Here is a 15979-nt window from a genome sequence, read left to right as displayed (position 1 = left end):
GCGACATCGTCAACGGCATCGGCTTCGACGAAAAAAGCCGCGTACCGGACCCGGAGCGGCTGCTGCAGTCCTACCATCAGTCCACCGCCACCTTGAACCTGCTAAGGGCCTTCGCCCAGGGCGGATTCGCCGATCTGCATCAGGTGCACAAGTGGAACCTGGACTTCATCGCCAACTCGGCCCTGGCTGAGAAGTACAGCCACCTGGCCGACCGTATCGACGAAACCCTGGCCTTCATGCGCGCCTGCGGCATGGACAGCTCGCCGCAATTGCGCGAAACCAGCTTCTTCACCGCCCACGAAGCGCTGCTGCTCAATTACGAAGAAGCTTTCGTGCGCCGCGACAGCCTGACCAACGACTACTACGACTGCTCGGCCCACATGCTGTGGATCGGTGACCGCACCCGTCAGTTGGACGGTGCCCATGTCGAATTCCTGCGCGGGGTGAACAACCCGATCGGCGTCAAGGTCGGCCCGAGCATGAACCCCGACGACTTGATCCGTCTGATCGACGTGCTCAATCCGGACAATGATCCGGGGCGGCTTAACCTGATCGCGCGAATGGGCGCGAACAAGGTCGGCGATCACCTGCCGCAGCTATTGCGCGCCGTGCAACGAGAAGGCAAGCAGGTGCTGTGGAGTTCGGACCCGATGCACGGCAACACCATCAAGGCCAGTAGCGGTTACAAGACCCGGGACTTCGCGCAAATCCTCGGTGAAGTGAAACAGTTCTTCCAGGTTCACGAAGCCGAGGGCACCTATGCCGGGGGCATCCACATCGAAATGACCGGGCAGAACGTCACCGAGTGCATTGGCGGCGCGCGGCCGATCACCGAGGACGGGCTGTCGGACCGTTACCACACTCATTGCGATCCGCGGATGAATGCCGATCAGTCGCTGGAACTGGCGTTTTTGATTGCCGAGACGTTGAAGCAGGTGAGGCGGTGAGTCAGTAAGTCATTCGCCGTTTGTTGTATTGCTATCGCGAGCAGGCTCGCTCCCACAGTTGACCTTTGGTGAACACAGGATTTGTGAACGCCGCGGTCAATGTGGGAGCGAGCCTGCTCGCGATGAGGCCCATTCAGTCACCCCCCACCTCAGCCAACGCCCCCGCCAACCGAACCCCACCCGCCCGAGCGCAATTGAGCTGGACCCGCGCCAACCCCAGCCAGTCGGCCAAGCGTCGCAGGTTCAGCGCCAAAGCCTGCATCCCTTCCTCGTCCAGCCCCGGCGCCTCCTCGTGCACGGCATGCACCGCCAATCGACCCAAAGCCCGCTCCGCCCGCAGATCCACCCGCGCGGCGATACGTTCGTTGTGCAGGAATGGCAGCACGTAGTAGCCATACACCCGCTTGTGAGCCGGGGTATAAATCTCCAGTCGATAACGGAAATCGAACAGCCGCTCGGTACGGCTACGCTCCCAGACCAATGAATCGAAGGGCGACAACAACGCACTGGCCGCCACCTTACGGGGAATCTTCGCGGTGGGTCGGCACCAGGCCGGTTGCTTCCAGCCTTGCACCTGGCAGCGCACCAGTTCACCGGCCTCCTCCAGTTCGGCCAGTCGTCCACGGCTATCGGCCGGATCGAGTCGAAAATAGTCGCGCAAATCTTTCTCGGTGCCCACACCCAAGGCTTGGGCGGCATGCAGCAGCAAGGCGCGCTGAGCCTGGGGCTCGTCCGGCAGCGGTTGTTGCAGGACCGAGGACGGAAACACGCGTTCCGGCAAGTCGTAAAGCCGCTCGAAGCCCCGCCGCCCCGCCACCGTCACTTCACCCGCCGCGAACAGCCATTCCAGCGCATGCTTCTCGGCGCTCCAGTCCCACCAGGGGCCGGCCTTTTCCTGGCGCGTGGACAAGCTGCCCGCACCCACGGCGCCTTGCTCGCGGACCGAAGCCAGTACGCGACGAATGACATCCTGACGCTCCTGACCGAACTGCGCCAACTGTCGATAAATGCCCTCACCGCGGGACGCACGCTCCATGCGCCAGCGCATCAGCGGATACATCGCCAGCGGCAGCAATGAGGCTTCATGACCCCAGTATTCGAACAGCGTACGGCGTCGGCCCTGGCTCCAGGCTGCCTGGTCGAGCAAATCAGGGGTGTAGTGACCGAGACGGGAAAACAGCGGAAGGTAGTGCGAACGCACCAATGCATTGACCGAATCAATCTGCAGGACGCCGAGGCGTTCAATCAGGCGGTTAAGGCGCGCCGGTTGCACCGAAGCTGACGTCGGCCGCCCGTCGAATCCTTGGGCGGCCAGCGCCAGACGCCGGGCCTGTTTGAGGGTAAAGGACAGAGTCGCGGGCATGAAGATCTCCTTGTCTGCTCGCAACCTACCTCACCATTAAGCGGTTTGTGTAGGGAAGGATGGCTCATTTGTGCATCGGGTCATCCCAGAATGGCCGAACCACTTCCTTTTCGACGTCGGCACGGCTGACGCCGATGTCCTTGAGCGCCTCATCGCTCATTCCGGCAAGCAGTTCACGTTCGTGATGCAATTCGTACCAGCGGCTAAACTTGTGCAGCAGAGCGCTGATGGAAAAGCCATGGGATGAGAGTTTTTCTATCAGCAGATAACCTTTTTGACCTTTCATCGTGATGTCCTCCGTTGGGGATGGCTCAAGTCTCACGCTAACGCTAAGATCAATCCAACGAATGTTTCTTATGCAATACATCTCGGAGATTGATCAATTGTCGAGTTACCCGAGCATCGATACGGAAGTGCTGCGTACCTTTGTCGCCATCGCTGACCAGGGCGGTTTCACCCGTGCCGGTGAGTTGGTCAATCGCACCCAGTCCGCCGTCAGCATGCAGATGAAGCGACTGGAAGAAGATGTATTGCAGCGGCGGCTGTTCGAGCGTGACGGGCGCCAGGTCAAGCTGACCGCCGAAGGCCAGGTGTTGCTCGGCTACGCCCGGCGGATCCTCAAGCTGCACAGCGAAGTGTTCAACACCCTGCGTGAGCCGCACATGGTCGGCACGGTGCGCATCGGCACCCCGGACGATTATGTGATGCGTTTTTTGCCGGGGATCCTGCAGCGCTTCGCCCAGTTCTATCCCTTGATCGAAATTGAAGTGCACTGCGAGTCGTCCAAGCAGTTGCTGCTGCGCCAGGATCTGGACCTGTCCATCGTCACCCGCAAACCGGGGGACGAAATCGGCCAGTTATTGCGCAAGGAGCGCTTTGTCTGGGCCGAAGCGGCATGCTTCAACGTCCACGAACAAACACCGTTGCCGCTGGCGATGTTCAACAGTGATTGCTTCTGCCGGCAATGGGCCTGCAATGCACTGGATGCCATGGGCCGCGATTATCGCGTGGCGTACAACAGCTCGAGCCTGTCGGCGCTCATGGCAGTGGTTGGCGCGGGCCTGGCGATCACCGCGCAACTGGAAAGCCTGCTGACCCCGGACATGCGCGTGCTGGGCGAGGCGGAAAACCTGCCGCAGTTGCCCGAAGCGAGCATCATGCTGATCCGCAACCTGCATAATCCGTCGCCGATCACCGAGTGCCTGGCCGAGCACATCGTCGAAGGTTTCAAACTTTAAAGGCGAGCAAGATCGCGCACAGCACCAGGAAACCGCAGAACAGCCCGCGCAGCAGCCGCTCCGGCATGGCGTGGGCGACTTTTACCCCCCAACTGATACTGAGCAAGCCACCAGCGGCCAGCGGCAGGCCGATCCACCAGTCCACTTGGTGATGCACCGCATACGTGGCGAGGGTCACACCAGTACTGGGCAAGGCCAACGAGAGAGACAACCCCTGGGCGACCACCTGACTGGTACCGAACAGGCTGGTCAGGAACGGCGTCGCGACGACCGCCCCGCCGACACCGAACAATCCGCCCATGGTCCCCGACGCCGCCCCCAACACGGCGAGCCACGGCCAGCCATAACGCATCTGCGCCGAAGCCGGGGGGCTGGCGGCAAACATGCGAATCAGGTTGTAGGCCGCCAGCACGATCAGGAAGGCCACGAAGCCGATTCGCATGCTTTGCGCGTCGATACCCACCGCCCAGATCGAGCCAAGCCAGGCAAAGCAAAAACCCATGGAGGCCAGTGGCAGTACATGACGCATTTCAATGCGATTGCGCTGGTGGTAGCGCCACAAAGCGAGCATCACGTTTGGCACGACCATCACCAGGGCCGTGCCCTGGGCGATCTGCTGATCGAGGCCGAACAACAGGCCCAGCACCGGAATGGCGATCAACCCGCCACCAATCCCGAACAATCCCCCCAAAGTGCCCAATGCGGCACCGAACGCCAGATACATCACACCTTCGATCACAGCCGATTCCCCCTTGATCAGGGCGCTTATCCTACGCAGTCGGCGCTCGCGGGGGAACGCAACTTCCGATCAGAACGTCAGAATTATCTGGCGCATTAAAGGTTCGCCCGCTAGATTCGTAGCGATCATTGATTGAAGGTTCTGCCATGAGCACCCAACGCGACACCCCCGACCCCTGCGAAGCCCTGTTGCTCGACAACCAGGTGTGCTTCGCCCTGCACTCCACGTCGCTGCTGATGACCAAAGTCTACAAGCCGCTGCTGCAAGCCCTGGGCCTGACTTATCCGCAGTACCTGGCGATGATGGTGCTGTGGGAAAAGGACGGCCTGACTGTCGGGGAAATCAGCAACCGCCTGCTCACCGATCCGGGTTCACTGACCCCGTTGCTCAAGCGCCTGGAGGCCGAGGGCTTGCTGAGCCGCACCCGCAGTCGTGAGGATGAACGCGTGGTCATCGTCGAGCTCACCGAACAGGGACGCGCCCTGCAGGAAAAGGCCCTCAACATTCCCCAGTGCATTCTCGGCGCCAGTGGCCAGACCCTGGAGCAATTGAAGAAGCTGCAGCATGACCTGCAAGAGCTGCGCGGGAATTTGCAAGACAGCCTCTGAAACGCAGCCTGTCCAGCAGCACCGTCAACTGCCCTAACGCTATCGCGAGCAGGCTCGCTCCCACATTTTGATCTTTGGTGAACGCACTTTTTGTGTTTAACACAGATCGTTGTGGGAGCGAGCCTGCTCGCGATGGCACCAGTCCGATCACCTCCTGACCCCCTTCGCTCCTCCCTGAAAAAAAATTTTCAGCTGATGAAACCGCTCTATCTCAAGGGATCTACGCCGTTTGAGCGAGGGAAATTCAATTCCCCTTAAAAATTTATCTTGCGCGCAAAATATTAGCGCTATACATTTGCCTCACACCTACTTAGCGCACAAACATTTAGCGCTGCAACAGCAACCAAAACCGAGGCTCTCACCATGCAAACGCTCTACACCGCAATCGCAACTTCCACCGGTGGCCGTGATGGTCGTGCAATCTCCAGCGACAACATCCTGGACGTCAAACTCGCCACCCCCAAAGAACTCGGCGGTGCAGGCGGCGCGGCAACCAACCCGGAACAACTGTTCGCTGCCGGTTACTCGGCCTGCTTCATCGGTGCCCTGAAATTCGTCGCAAGCCAAAGCAAGCGCAAGATTGCGGATGACGCCTCGATCACCGCCCATGTCGGTATCGGCCAGATTCCCGGTGGTTTCGGCCTCGACATCGACCTGCACATCAGCTTGCCCGGTCTGGACCTGGCCGATGCACAGAGCCTGGTGGACGCAGCTCACCAAGTCTGCCCGTACTCCAACGCCACTCGTGGCAACGTCGATGTGCGCCTGCACGTCACCGTTTAACCAACGCCTTCCAGCCTGCACTTAAGGAGATGCACATGAACACCTTCAGCAAAGCCTTGACCGGCACCCTTCTGGCACTGAGCGTCGGCAGCGCGTTCGCCGACGGCATCGTGGAACACAACACCCAGGCGTTTCTCGACGCGCTGAATGCCGGCACCGGCAAGCCATTGGAGCAACTGTCACCCAAGGACGCCCGCGCGGTACTGGTCGGCGCCCAGGCCGGGGTGAAACTGAGCTTGCCCAAGGCCGACGTCAGCGAGAAAACTATTGAGGTCGATGGCCAGCCGATCAGCCTGACCATCGTCCGGCCGGCCGGCGTCAAGGGTGAACTGCCGGTGTTCATGTTCTTCCACGGCGGTGGTTGGGTATTGGGGGATTTCCCAACCCACGAACGGCTGGTTCGGGATCTGGTGGCCGGATCAGGTGCCGTCGCAGTGTTCGTCAACTACACGCCTTCGCCGGAAGCGCATTACCCGGTAGCGATCAATCAGGCCTACGCCGCGACGAAATGGGTGGCCGAGCATGGTAAGCAAATCAATGTCGACGGCAAGCGCCTGGCCGTGGTGGGCAACAGCGTCGGCGGCAACATGGCAGCGGTCGTGGCGTTGATGGCCAAGGACAAAGGTACCCCGGCGATCAAATTCCAGGCCTTGTTGTGGCCGGTGACCGATGCCAGCTTCGAGACGGCGTCCTACAACCAATTCGCCGAGGGACACTTCCTCAGTAAAAACATGATGAAGTGGTTCTGGGACAACTACACCACCGATGCCGGGCAACGTAACGAGATCTATGCCTCCCCGTTACGCGCCAGCACCGCGCAACTCAAGGGCCTGCCGCCCGCGCTGGTACAGACCGCCGAGGCCGACGTGTTGCGCGATGAGGGTGAAGCCTACGCCCGTAAACTGGACGCGGCTGGCGTGCCGGTCACGGCGGTGCGCTACAACGGCATGATTCACGATTATGGTTTGCTCAATGTGGTGAGCCAGGTGCCAGCGGTGCGTTCGGCGATGTTGCAGGTATCCCAAGAACTGAAACAACATCTGAAGTGACTTGTGGCGCACCCCTGTGGGAGCAAGGCTTGCCCGCGATGAACACAGCGCGGAACCGAGGCGTCTGGATCGCGAGCAAGCCTTGCTCCCACAGGGCAGGATTAAATCCCCTCGCCACCGTCTCCATCCTGCCCTCTGTCTGAACATAATCCGCAGGCATGAAAAAGCCCGACTCAATGGTCGGGCTTTTTCATACACAAGACTTCGCTTATTTAGCGCGGCCTTTGTAGGAACCGCCTTCGCGGGTATCGATCTCGATCATGTCGCCGATTTCGATGAAGTCAGCAACCGACAGCTCGGTACCGTTCTTCAGTTTGGCAGGCTTCATTACCTTGCCGGAAGTGTCACCGCGAGCGGAACCTTCGGTGTAGTCAACCTGACGCACGATGGTGGTCGGCAGTTCTACGGAGACCAGACGCTCTTCGAAGAACACGGCTTCGCAGACGTCGGTCATGCCTTCTTCGATGAACGGCAGAACGCTTTCGATGTCTTCGGCGTTCAGCTCGTACATGGTGTAGTCAGTGGTGTCCATGAACGTGTAGGTGTCGCCGCTGATGAAGGACAGGGTCGCTTCTTTGCGGTCGAGGATCACGTCGTCCAGTTTGTCATCGGCGCTGTAGACGATCTCGGTTTTGTAACCGGTCAGCAGGTTCTTCAGCTTGGTCTTCATGATCGCGCTGTTACGACCCGACTTGGTGAACTCAGCTTTCTGAACCAGCCAAGGATCGTTTTCGAGACGGATCACGGTCCCGGGTTTCAGTTCTTTACCAGTTTTCATTGCGAATATCCGAATTTGGATGGGATTTACAAAAATCTAGGCCGCGTATCATATCCAATTTACATAAAACTTCACCAGCGCTGCGGCAAGATCGGGTCGCGAGGCCTGTTCCAGACACCATGCCTGGGCATGATCAAGCAGTTCCTGCTGCTGTTGATCGACCATTTTCCAGTGTTCGGCCATGTCCTGGCCAGCATTCCAGGATCGCCAGAGACCGCTGATCGCTTTTTCAGCCGGCTCCGAAAGGCCGTGGGTGTACAGCCGGAGGAATGCCTCGAGTTTTTCCAGGTGGACGTCTTCTTCCTGCTGGTAGATATGCCAAAGCAGCGGCCGACCCGCCCATTGGGCGCGCACGAAGGAGTCTTCACCCCGCACGGCGTTGAAATCGCAGCACCATAGCAGTTGATCGTACTGATCCTGGCGGACGAACGGCAGCACCTGCACCGTCAGGGCACCACGTTGTTGTACCGCACCGGCCTTCAGGCCATCGATGCCCAGCCAACGCTGGACATCGCCGAGCACCCGACCTTCGGGGATCAATACATGAGAGGCCTGGGTATCGGTCGCCATGGCATCGAACCAACTGGCAAGCCCGGCGTTTTCGTAGGCAAACAGCGAGATCAGACGCGAGCCCGGCGTCCGATGGACGCCCAACGCCTCCAGGAAAATCCGTTGCGCCTGGGCATCCTGCTGAAACTGCCGACGCCGCTCCAGCAGGCCGGCTTCACGCAGCAGCCCACCCGTGCCCTCGCGGAAGCCCGGAAAAAAGAAATATTTCTGCACGTGCTTGTATTTGACCGAGGGCAATCCGTGGCACCCGATCACCCAGTCTTCCGCACTCAGGTAATCGAGGTTCATCCACAACGGCGTGGTCTGCCGCTCGGCCATCGCATCCATGTAGGCGCTCGGCAACTGGCAGGCAAACGCGGCGATGACTACATCGGCGGCGTCGGTGGACGGCCAGACCTCAGGCCAATGACAGACTTGCACACCCTGCTGCCATTGCTCGGACAGCGTGATGTCGATTTGCGGACACAGTCGTTCAAAGGCCCGCAGGTCATCTACCCATAACCGCACCGCACATTGATGCTCGGCCACCAATTGCCGAGCCAGGCGCCAAGTGACGCCGATGTCGCCAAAGTTATCGACGACGGTGCAAAAAATATCCCAGCGCACGGTCATTCCCGACTCCCTGTGGCAAAGGCCTGATTGTCCCGCATTAAACCGATGATGCAGAAGAGCCGACGGCGATTAATCTTCATGCGACAATCGCCGCCTATCACGTGTTCATTGCCAGGAAGCAGCCATGTCCGATCACCCGCCAGCGCCACGCCTTACAGCCCTGCAATTGACCGTCAGCATTGCCCTGGGCCTGTGGCTGGGGTTTCTCGCCATCGTATTGACCGGTTGGCTGCTGTCCAGATTCCTGTTCAACGAACAACTGGCGCCAGTGGCCGCGGCCGTGCAGCAACTGGGGCAACCGCCGGCGGTGCAACCGACCCCGGAGCCGCCACCCCCCATGTTCGAGCAGTACCAGCAAAATCTGCAACGAAACGAACAACGACAGGCCCTGGATCAAGCTCGCAGCGATCCTCGCAACCTGTCCAACCCCAAGTGTCAGTTCTGGTTGCAACAGGACCAGAACGCGCCCAGTGAAAAGAGCCGGGCCAACGTTTTGCAGTTTTGCGATTGATCATGAACAAACAGATCGTCCACCAACTGATTCTCGACAAACTCAGGATTGACCTGGGTATCGCCGAGCGCGCCGCGCAAACGGCCTACGAAACCGCGACCCACGAGGAAAACATCGCCGAGAACAAATACGACACCCTGGGTCTTGAAGCGTCTTACCTCGCTGCCGGGCAAGCCAGGCGTGTCGAAGAAATCCGCCAGGCCCTCGCCCTCTGCCAGAACCTGATACTCAGGCCCTACGACGAACAGCGCGGCATTCAGATTGGCACCCTGATCGGGCTGGCGGATGAGGATGATCGTCAGCAATGGTTGTTTCTGGGACCGGATGCCGCGGGGTTGAAAGTGTCGCTGGTGGGCCAGCCGATCACCGTCATCACCCCTCGCTCGCCGCTGGGACGAAGCCTGCTGGGCAAGTTCGAAGGGGATGAAGTAGAGATCGTCGTCGCAGGCGCCCGGCAACAGTTCGCTGTCACCGAGGCGATCTAGCACTCACTGTTCAGTGCACCGGTAATTCCACACCGTCGAACAGCTCTTCGAGTTCCTGCTTGTTGTGGCACTGGATGGCCTTGGCCATGACTTCCCGGGTCAGGTGTGGCGCGAACTTTTCGATGAAGTCGCACATGAAGCCACGCAGGAAGGTGCCGCGCCGGAAACCGATCTTGGTCACGCTGGACTCGAACAACTCGCTGGCATCCAGCACCACCAGATCGCCGTCCAGCTTGGTATCGACGGCCATTTTCGCCACGATGCCCACGCCCAGACCAAGGCGGACATAGGTCTTGATGACGTCGGCGTCGGCGGCGGTGAACACCACTTTCGGGGTCAGGCCGCGATGGCTGAAGGCTTCGTCGAGTTTCGAACGGCCGGTAAAACCGAATACGTAAGTCACGATGGGGTATTCGGCCAAGGCTTCAAGCGTCAACTTTGGCAGCTTGGTCAGCGGATGGCCCTGAGGCACAACCACGCAGCGGTTCCAGCGGTAGCACGGCATCATCACCAGATCGCCGAACAGTTCCAGAGCCTCGGTGGCGATGGCGAAATCCACGGTACCGTCCGCCGCCATTTCGGCGATCTGCATCGGCGAGCCCTGGTGCATATGCAAGGCCACGTCCGGGTATTGCTTGATGAAGTTGCTGATCACCGGAGGCAGTGCATAACGGGCCTGGGTGTGGGTGGTGGCAATCGACAGCGTGCCTTTTTTCTCGTTGGAAAATTCCTGGGCAATCTGCTTGATGCTTTCGACCTTGCGCAGGATCTCCCCGGCCGTGGTGATGATGCGCTCACCGGCCGGAGTCACGCGGGTCAGGTGCTTGCCGCTGCGGGCGAAAACTTCGACACCCAGCTCATCCTCCAACAGGCGGATCTGCTTGCTGATGCCGGGTTGCGACGTGTAGAGGCTTTGGGCAGTAGCGGAAACGTTGAGGTCGTGGTGCGCCACTTCCCAGATGTAGCGCAGTTGTTGAAGCTTCATATGTATCCCTCAAAGCAGTTGGACGCCACGGGCATCAGCGACGGTATATAACTATATGAATGGTTGCATCAATTAATCTAGAACTTTTTATAAAAAAGCCACTACTTTGCCTCAAGCCTCCCCCTGACGTCGCCGCTGCACCAACGGCACCAGGTAGACCGGTACCCGGGATAACTGCAATACCCGCGCAGCGGTCCTGCCCAGCGGTGTTTCACCGCTGGCCCCTTGGCAGTGACTGCCTACGATCAGCAAATCCACAGAGAGTTTCGCAGCCTGATCGAGAATGACCTGGGATGGATCGCCCTGGAAAACCCGCACCGACTTGATCAGCTTCAAGTCCTGCTGCCCCTCACCCAACTCTTCACGAAAGCTGTCGAGCACCCGCTGCTCAATGTTGGCCATCACCGTATTCAGACCCTGGCGATGAAATTCGTTCAGCGCTTGCTCATCGAGATAACTTTGCAACACCGACTCCGCGAACAGCCCCATTGGCTCTACCGCGTGCACCACATACAACTCGGCTTCGAACGTCCGTGCCAACGCCAAGGCATGCTGCATCACATAAGGGGCGTAAAGTCCCAGGTCTGTGGCGTACAGCATCGAACGAATCATGTGACCTCCTCGCGTGCCAGAATGGCGGAGATGGATTCAGCTTAGCAGCGCCTTGAGGAGTACGACGTCCAGCGTAACGCCCTGAACAACGGGCAGTCAGAGCTTCACTTCATTGCTGATGCCGTGGGGCACATGACCCGTGGCGACCACCTCGCGAGCCAGTTCGCAGTGGCCGGTCTGGTCGTCGAAAAAGACGTCGGCGGCGAAGGCTTCGAGAAATGCCGATTTGGTCAGGCCACCGAGAAACAGCGACTCATCAAGACGAATGTCCCATTCGCGCAACGTCCGGATGACGCGCTCGTGGGCCGGTGCCGAACGGGCAGTGACCAGCGCCGTGCGAATCGGGCAGGCGTCTTCGGGGAACTCGCGTTGCAGTGCATTGAGTGCCGCCAGAAACCCCTTGAACGGCCCGCCTCGCAGCGGCTCACGAGCCGCTTGCCGTTCGCTGGCCTGGAATGCAGCCAGGCCGCCGCTCTGATAGACACGCTCGGATTCGTCGGAAAACAGCACCGCATCGCCGTCGAAAGCGATACGCAGTTCCTCGCTGGCGGCGCGGCTGGCGCCACCCGACAGAATGGTCGCAGCGGCGAATCCGGCGTCCAGGGCACTGCGCACATCTTCAGCGTGGGTGGACAGAAACAGATCACAGCCGAACGCCTTCAGATAGGGGTAAGGACTGCGGCCGCCGACGAACGCCGCGCGGGAAATCGCCAGCCCGTAATGATGAATCGAGTTGAACACCCGCAGGCCGGTGTCGGCGCTGTTGCGCGAAACCAGAACTACCTCGACTCGCGCACGCCCCAGATGCTCGTTGAGATTCAGCAGCTTTTGTACGAGAGCGAAGGCGTCGCCGGGTTCGAGGACTTCGTCCTCATGCTCAATCTGATATTGCCGGTAAGCCTCGACGCCGCCCGACAGATACACCTTATGGCTGTCACTCAGATCGAACAGCGCCCGCGAGGAAATCGCCAGCACCAGTTTGTCGTCGATGTTGTTTGCCATGTCGCTCCCCCTTTCGCCTGATCAGCGGTTTCGTCGGTCCATAAATGCCAACGCCTGATACAAGGCTTCGATTTTCGGCAGCTCACAACCGGCTTTTTTCGCCGCCGCCAATGGTCGGCTGTAAATAGCCTCCAGCTCCAGCGCGCGCTGGTGGGAATAATCGTGATACATACTCGGCCAGTAGTCGGGCATCTTTTCGGTCATCGCAAACAGATACTCGGCGTAACCCGGCGCAATCTGGTGACCGCAAGCCTGAGCACCCCGCACCACCTCCCCCATCAGGGCCTGGATCAAGCCTCGGCTGTCACTGTCGGCCATCAACGGCGTGGTACTGGCACCCAACAGAACCGAAAGACCGTTGTAGGGCACGTTCCACACCAGTTTCTGCCAGCGCGCCTGCCGCAGGTCGGGCATGGCCTGGGAATCCAGGCCGGCGGCACAGAACAGCCCGGCCCCCTGCTCGACAATCGCCATGCGTTGCGCCTGATCGTGGCAAGGACCGCTGTGGTAACCGAGGTTGACTGCACCGAGGGCCTGGTGGGCAATGACGCCAGGACCGACCCGATGCACACAGATCAGGCACAGGCCGCCCAGCAGATGCAGCGAATCGGGCAGCAACGGTCGGAGGTCGTCCTCAACATCCAGGCCATTTTGCAGCAACAGGACTTTTGCACCCTGAGCGGCAGCTTGAATGATGGCCGGGGCCAGGTCGGCATTGCTGGTGGTCTTGGCACCGACCAGTAGCCAGTCGCAGGGCGGCATGTCCGCCGCCGAACGATACGCCTGGACCGGGTTGAGCGTCAGGGCGCCGTGAACCGCGCTGTCGACTCGCAAGCCGCCCTCGGCCACCGCCCCAAATTCGCTGCGCAGTAAAAAATGCACGTCAAAACCGGCGCGAGCCAGCATCACGCCATAGAACCCACCGATCGCACCGGTGCCGATCATCCCGATCCGCGGTTTAACGCCTGCCTGCATCATTGCCACTCCTCAGCTAACAGTCCATGCGCATCATTACATAGGTGCGGGCCAACGTGGCGAGACAGCCGGGTTCCGCCGGGCCGGTTCACGTTCGGGCGCAGCAGGTCCTTTTGTGAAGGCTGCGCCGTCAAGCGCGAGCAAGCTCCCCCGCCGCAATTAACCCGTCCCTGCCCATTGTCGAGCAACCTCGTAACGCGCTAAGGTTCCGCTCCCCGACGCGCTTAAATCCGCTGTGCACCGCCGCGCGGGGATCGCTGGCGGCCGGCACCCGTGACCTGACGAGTAACACGATGGCTGATTTACCGATCAATGACCTTAACGTCGCCTCCAACGAGACCCTCATCACGCCTGACCAGCTCAAGCGCGATATCCCCCTGAGCGACGCTGCCCTGCGCACCGTGACCAAGGGCCGGGAAGTCATTCGCAACATTCTCGACGGCACCGACCATCGCCTGTTCGTGGTCATCGGGCCCTGCTCGATCCATGACATCAAGGCCGCCCACGAATATGCCGAGCGCCTGAAAGTGCTGGCGGCGGAAGTTTCCGACACCCTGTACCTGGTAATGCGGGTGTATTTCGAAAAGCCGCGCACCACCGTCGGCTGGAAAGGCCTGATCAACGACCCGTACCTGGACGACTCCTTCAAGATCCAGGATGGCCTGCACATCGGTCGCCAATTGCTGCTGGATCTGGCCGAAATGGGCCTGCCCACCGCCACCGAAGCCCTGGACCCGATCTCCCCGCAATACTTGCAGGACCTGATCAGTTGGTCGGCCATCGGTGCGCGGACCACCGAATCCCAGACTCACCGTGAAATGGCCTCCGGCTTGTCCTCGGCCGTGGGTTTCAAGAATGGCACCGACGGCGGCCTCACCGTGGCGATCAACGCCTTGCAGTCGGTTTCCAGCCCTCACCGCTTCCTGGGCATCAACCAGGAGGGTGGCGTATCGATCGTCACCACCAAGGGCAACGCTTATGGTCACGTGGTGCTGCGCGGTGGCAACGGCAAACCGAACTACGATTCGGTCAGCGTCGCGCTGTGTGAGCAGGCACTGAACAAGGCCAAGATCAAACCGAACATCATGGTCGACTGCAGCCACGCCAACTCCAACAAGGATCCGGCGCTGCAACCGCTGGTGATGGAAAACGTGGCCAACCAGATTCTGGAAGGCAACCAGTCGATCATCGGCCTGATGGTCGAAAGCCATTTGAATTGGGGCTGCCAGGCGATCCCCAAGGATCTGGCGGACTTGCAGTACGGTGTGTCCATCACCGATGCCTGCATCGACTGGAGCGCAACCGAGAACACCCTGCGCAGCATGCATGCCAAGCTCAAGGACGTGTTGCCTAAACGTCAGCGTGGCTAAAAGGATCGCAGCCTCGTTGCACTCGACGGCGCCTAGGCCGGCTATGTGTAGGCGAAGGCTGCGACCTTTGCTCTTTTCAAGGCTAAAAAAACGCCGGGCTTTTCAGCCCGGCGTTTTTATTGGGGAATCCGTAAGGTCAGAGCTTGGCCGCGTGACGCTGGTGACGCTCCATGTAGCGCTCCACGTAGGAGCAGGACGGGATCACCGTGTAGCCCATTTCGTCGGCGTATTGCAGCGCCCTTTCGGTCAGCGCCGCCGCAATGCCGCGTCCGCGCAAGGCATTGGGCACGAAGGTGCGATAGATATCCAGGGTCTGTTTGCCCAGGTCCATATAAGTCAGATAGGCACGATGACCGTCCACATTGGTCTCGAACTGATGACCAGCCTGGTCATGGTGGATGGACAACGCCTCGCTCATCACTACTCCTCGCGGGTCTGAATGCTGACCCCTACCTTACCGATGTTTTTCCGGCGAAGGAACATCTACGCCACCCCGTGCCTGTCTGGTCACCGAGCGCCAACACCCACCGCTCAACCCCGAGCACGTCGTGAATAGTAGGCACCAATGACGCAAATGCTCAAGGCACGCCCGTCAATGGGGGTAAAACCCGGTCGGGTTTATCGATTGAGCGCCACCGTCACGCGCTAGTCGGCCAAGGCGCAATAGCTGAACATCGCCAGTTGTTGAGTCGTGAGACGAGCGCCGGTTATTAAAGTCACCGCCAACACCAATAAAGATAGCCGCCCCCCTGAGCAAAAAACGCTCAAAAGTGTAGATGAATCAATAAACAACGACGTTAACGGCTTAAGGAAAGTTCTCCCGCGCACGGAACTTTTGCTCAATGACGCGCTCAAGCCAGGTGCCGGAGGCTGCATATTTTTTAAACAACACCCCAAAAAGTTGCTCGAAAAAGAATCACCGCCTACAATTTTTTTTGCTTCTTGCGCGACGTCAGTTTACTTACTACAAGTAATGGGTAGTATGTACGCCGGCTAACTCCTCGCTGTGAGGAGACAGTCACTTAATAGAAAGTCCTTGAAGGGGAACACGATGAACAACGTTCTGAAATTCTCTGCTCTGGCCCTGGCCGCAGTTCTGGCTACCGGTTGCAGCAGCGCATCGAAAGAAACCGAAGCACGTCTGACTGCTACCGAAGACGCAGCAGCTCGCGCCCAAGCTCGTGCAGACGAAGCTTACCGTAAAGCTGATGAAGCTCTGGCTGCTGCTCAAAAAGCACAACAGACTGCTGACGAAGCTAACGAGCGTGCTCTGCGCATGCTGGAAAAAGCTAGCCGCAAGTAATAGTCCTCCGGGATTGTTATCGAGCCGACCCATTTTTTGGGTCGGCTTT

19 protein-coding genes are annotated in these 15979 nt (G+C 59.5%); 9 read left to right on the top strand and 10 right to left on the bottom strand.

The genetic code is table 11. From position 1 onward, the window contains the following. Positions 1-947: 3-deoxy-7-phosphoheptulonate synthase class II (locus GSM73_RS07075; protein WP_256676753.1), on the top strand; the 947-nt coding region annotated here is incomplete at its 5' end. Positions 948-1080: 133 nt separating this feature from the next. Here the strand turns inward: GSM73_RS07075 and GSM73_RS07070 are convergent. Together GSM73_RS07070 and GSM73_RS07065 are read right to left on the bottom strand one after the other, a co-directional pair. Further along, positions 1081-2310, bottom strand: a complete 1230-nt coding sequence (locus GSM73_RS07070) for a winged helix-turn-helix domain-containing protein (RefSeq protein ID WP_160891947.1) — start codon at positions 2308-2310, stop codon at positions 1081-1083. Between the two features lie 64 nt (positions 2311-2374). Next, positions 2375-2596, bottom strand: coding sequence for a DUF1127 domain-containing protein (locus GSM73_RS07065; RefSeq protein WP_047226364.1), 222 nt, complete (start codon positions 2594-2596; stop codon positions 2375-2377). 97 nt (positions 2597-2693) lie between these two features. On the opposite strand from GSM73_RS07065, the gene GSM73_RS07060 reads away from it, so the two are divergent. Beyond that, positions 2694-3548, top strand: coding sequence for a LysR substrate-binding domain-containing protein (locus tag GSM73_RS07060; protein WP_171061402.1), 855 nt, complete (start codon positions 2694-2696; stop codon positions 3546-3548). Here GSM73_RS07060 and GSM73_RS07055 read toward each other — a convergent pair. Continuing rightward, a complete protein-coding gene (locus tag GSM73_RS07055; protein ID WP_047226362.1) occupies positions 3538-4272 on the bottom strand; it encodes a sulfite exporter TauE/SafE family protein in 735 nt (244 codons plus the stop codon). The two genes, GSM73_RS07060 and GSM73_RS07055, sit on opposite strands and share 11 nt — an antisense overlap. Positions 4273-4433: 161 nt before the next feature. Between GSM73_RS07055 and GSM73_RS07050 the strand changes: the two genes are divergently transcribed. The 3 genes from GSM73_RS07050 to GSM73_RS07040 all read left to right on the top strand — a co-directional run bounded on the left by GSM73_RS07050 (position 4434) and on the right by GSM73_RS07040 (position 6727). Beyond that, the gene (locus GSM73_RS07050; protein WP_047226361.1) at positions 4434-4895 is read left to right on the top strand and encodes a MarR family winged helix-turn-helix transcriptional regulator; all 462 of its coding nucleotides are present in this window, start codon (positions 4434-4436) and stop codon (positions 4893-4895) included. 363 nt (positions 4896-5258) lie between these two features. Continuing rightward, positions 5259-5678, top strand: coding sequence for an organic hydroperoxide resistance protein (locus GSM73_RS07045; RefSeq protein ID WP_047226360.1), 420 nt, complete (start codon positions 5259-5261; stop codon positions 5676-5678). 35 nt (positions 5679-5713) lie between these two features. Beyond that, positions 5714-6727 carry an alpha/beta hydrolase gene (locus GSM73_RS07040; RefSeq protein ID WP_047226359.1) on the top strand — a complete coding sequence of 338 codons (1014 nt, stop codon included), beginning with the start codon at positions 5714-5716 and terminating at the stop codon, positions 6725-6727. Positions 6728-6935: 208 nt separating this feature from the next. Here GSM73_RS07040 and GSM73_RS07035 read toward each other — a convergent pair whose 3' ends face one another. Both GSM73_RS07035 and earP read right to left on the bottom strand, forming a co-directional pair. After that, positions 6936-7505: an elongation factor P gene (locus tag GSM73_RS07035; protein WP_003199385.1), complete on the bottom strand. Its 570-nt coding sequence runs from the start codon at positions 7503-7505 to the stop codon at positions 6936-6938. 48 nt (positions 7506-7553) lie between these two features. Further along, complete coding sequence (gene earP, locus GSM73_RS07030; protein ID WP_047226358.1) at positions 7554-8687, bottom strand: elongation factor P maturation arginine rhamnosyltransferase EarP; 1134 nt, start codon at positions 8685-8687, stop codon at positions 7554-7556. Positions 8688-8811: 124 nt separating this feature from the next. On the opposite strand from earP, the gene GSM73_RS07025 reads away from it, so the two are divergent. Further along, positions 8812-9198 carry a hypothetical protein gene (locus GSM73_RS07025; protein ID WP_076385716.1) on the top strand — a complete coding sequence of 129 codons (387 nt, stop codon included), beginning with the start codon at positions 8812-8814 and terminating at the stop codon, positions 9196-9198. Between the two features lie 2 nt (positions 9199-9200). Further along, positions 9201-9683 carry a GreA/GreB family elongation factor gene (locus GSM73_RS07020; protein ID WP_047226356.1) on the top strand — a complete coding sequence of 161 codons (483 nt, stop codon included), beginning with the start codon at positions 9201-9203 and terminating at the stop codon, positions 9681-9683. A gap of 10 nt (positions 9684-9693) precedes the next feature. Here GSM73_RS07020 and cysB read toward each other — a convergent pair whose 3' ends face one another. The 4 genes from cysB to GSM73_RS07000 all read right to left on the bottom strand — a co-directional run bounded on the left by cysB (position 9694) and on the right by GSM73_RS07000 (position 13257). Further along, a complete protein-coding gene (cysB, locus tag GSM73_RS07015) occupies positions 9694-10668 on the bottom strand; it encodes an HTH-type transcriptional regulator CysB (protein ID WP_018603112.1) in 975 nt (324 codons plus the stop codon). Positions 10669-10779: 111 nt separating this feature from the next. After that, positions 10780-11280 carry a universal stress protein gene (locus GSM73_RS07010; RefSeq protein WP_047226355.1) on the bottom strand — a complete coding sequence of 167 codons (501 nt, stop codon included), beginning with the start codon at positions 11278-11280 and terminating at the stop codon, positions 10780-10782. Positions 11281-11376: 96 nt separating this feature from the next. Then, positions 11377-12282, bottom strand: coding sequence for a 5'-nucleotidase (locus GSM73_RS07005; protein WP_047226354.1), 906 nt, complete (start codon positions 12280-12282; stop codon positions 11377-11379). A 21-nt stretch (positions 12283-12303) separates the two neighbouring features. Next, a complete protein-coding gene (locus GSM73_RS07000; protein WP_160892035.1) occupies positions 12304-13257 on the bottom strand; it encodes a putative 2-dehydropantoate 2-reductase in 954 nt (317 codons plus the stop codon). Between the two features lie 293 nt (positions 13258-13550). On the opposite strand from GSM73_RS07000, the gene GSM73_RS06995 reads away from it, so the two are divergent. Beyond that, complete coding sequence (locus GSM73_RS06995; protein ID WP_003199364.1) at positions 13551-14627, top strand: 3-deoxy-7-phosphoheptulonate synthase; 1077 nt, start codon at positions 13551-13553, stop codon at positions 14625-14627. 136 nt (positions 14628-14763) lie between these two features. On the opposite strand, the gene GSM73_RS06990 is transcribed toward GSM73_RS06995, so the two are convergent. Then, positions 14764-15045 carry a GNAT family N-acetyltransferase gene (locus GSM73_RS06990; protein WP_047226353.1) on the bottom strand — a complete coding sequence of 94 codons (282 nt, stop codon included), beginning with the start codon at positions 15043-15045 and terminating at the stop codon, positions 14764-14766. A gap of 633 nt (positions 15046-15678) precedes the next feature. Between GSM73_RS06990 and oprI the strand changes: the two genes are divergently transcribed. Next, the gene (oprI, locus tag GSM73_RS06985; protein ID WP_011335311.1) at positions 15679-15930 is read left to right on the top strand and encodes an outer membrane lipoprotei OprI; all 252 of its coding nucleotides are present in this window, start codon (positions 15679-15681) and stop codon (positions 15928-15930) included. Positions 15931-15979 lie beyond the last annotated feature (49 nt).

It is taken from the genome of Pseudomonas sp. PICF6 (assembly GCF_009831705.1).
In the GTDB taxonomy this organism is placed as follows: Bacteria; Pseudomonadota; Gammaproteobacteria; order Pseudomonadales; family Pseudomonadaceae; genus Aquipseudomonas; species Aquipseudomonas rhizophila.
This window is presented reverse-complemented; position numbering and strand designations above follow the sequence as displayed.

What these genes read in the sequence shown, in the direction of transcription:
- GSM73_RS07070 (WP_160891947.1), bottom strand. Translation starts at nt 2,310, where the DNA reads ATGCCCGCGACTCTGTCCTTTACCCTCAAACAGGCCCGGCGTCTGGCG.
- GSM73_RS07065 (WP_047226364.1), bottom strand. Translation starts at nt 2,596, where the DNA reads ATGAAAGGTCAAAAAGGTTATCTGCTGATAGAAAAACTCTCATCCCAT.
- GSM73_RS07055 (WP_047226362.1), bottom strand. Translation starts at nt 4,272, where the DNA reads ATGTATCTGGCGTTCGGTGCCGCATTGGGCACTTTGGGGGGATTGTTC.
- GSM73_RS07050 (WP_047226361.1), top strand. Translation starts at nt 4,434, where the DNA reads ATGAGCACCCAACGCGACACCCCCGACCCCTGCGAAGCCCTGTTGCTC.
- GSM73_RS07045 (WP_047226360.1), top strand. Translation starts at nt 5,259, where the DNA reads ATGCAAACGCTCTACACCGCAATCGCAACTTCCACCGGTGGCCGTGAT.
- GSM73_RS07040 (WP_047226359.1), top strand. Translation starts at nt 5,714, where the DNA reads ATGAACACCTTCAGCAAAGCCTTGACCGGCACCCTTCTGGCACTGAGC.
- GSM73_RS07035 (WP_003199385.1), bottom strand. Translation starts at nt 7,505, where the DNA reads ATGAAAACTGGTAAAGAACTGAAACCCGGGACCGTGATCCGTCTCGAA.
- earP (WP_047226358.1), bottom strand. Translation starts at nt 8,687, where the DNA reads ATGACCGTGCGCTGGGATATTTTTTGCACCGTCGTCGATAACTTTGGC.
- GSM73_RS07025 (WP_076385716.1), top strand. Translation starts at nt 8,812, where the DNA reads ATGTCCGATCACCCGCCAGCGCCACGCCTTACAGCCCTGCAATTGACC.
- GSM73_RS07020 (WP_047226356.1), top strand. Translation starts at nt 9,201, where the DNA reads ATGAACAAACAGATCGTCCACCAACTGATTCTCGACAAACTCAGGATT.
- cysB (WP_018603112.1), bottom strand. Translation starts at nt 10,668, where the DNA reads ATGAAGCTTCAACAACTGCGCTACATCTGGGAAGTGGCGCACCACGAC.
- GSM73_RS07010 (WP_047226355.1), bottom strand. Translation starts at nt 11,280, where the DNA reads ATGATTCGTTCGATGCTGTACGCCACAGACCTGGGACTTTACGCCCCT.
- GSM73_RS07005 (WP_047226354.1), bottom strand. Translation starts at nt 12,282, where the DNA reads ATGGCAAACAACATCGACGACAAACTGGTGCTGGCGATTTCCTCGCGG.
- GSM73_RS07000 (WP_160892035.1), bottom strand. Translation starts at nt 13,257, where the DNA reads ATGCAGGCAGGCGTTAAACCGCGGATCGGGATGATCGGCACCGGTGCG.
- GSM73_RS06995 (WP_003199364.1), top strand. Translation starts at nt 13,551, where the DNA reads ATGGCTGATTTACCGATCAATGACCTTAACGTCGCCTCCAACGAGACC.
- GSM73_RS06990 (WP_047226353.1), bottom strand. Translation starts at nt 15,045, where the DNA reads ATGAGCGAGGCGTTGTCCATCCACCATGACCAGGCTGGTCATCAGTTC.
- oprI (WP_011335311.1), top strand. Translation starts at nt 15,679, where the DNA reads ATGAACAACGTTCTGAAATTCTCTGCTCTGGCCCTGGCCGCAGTTCTG.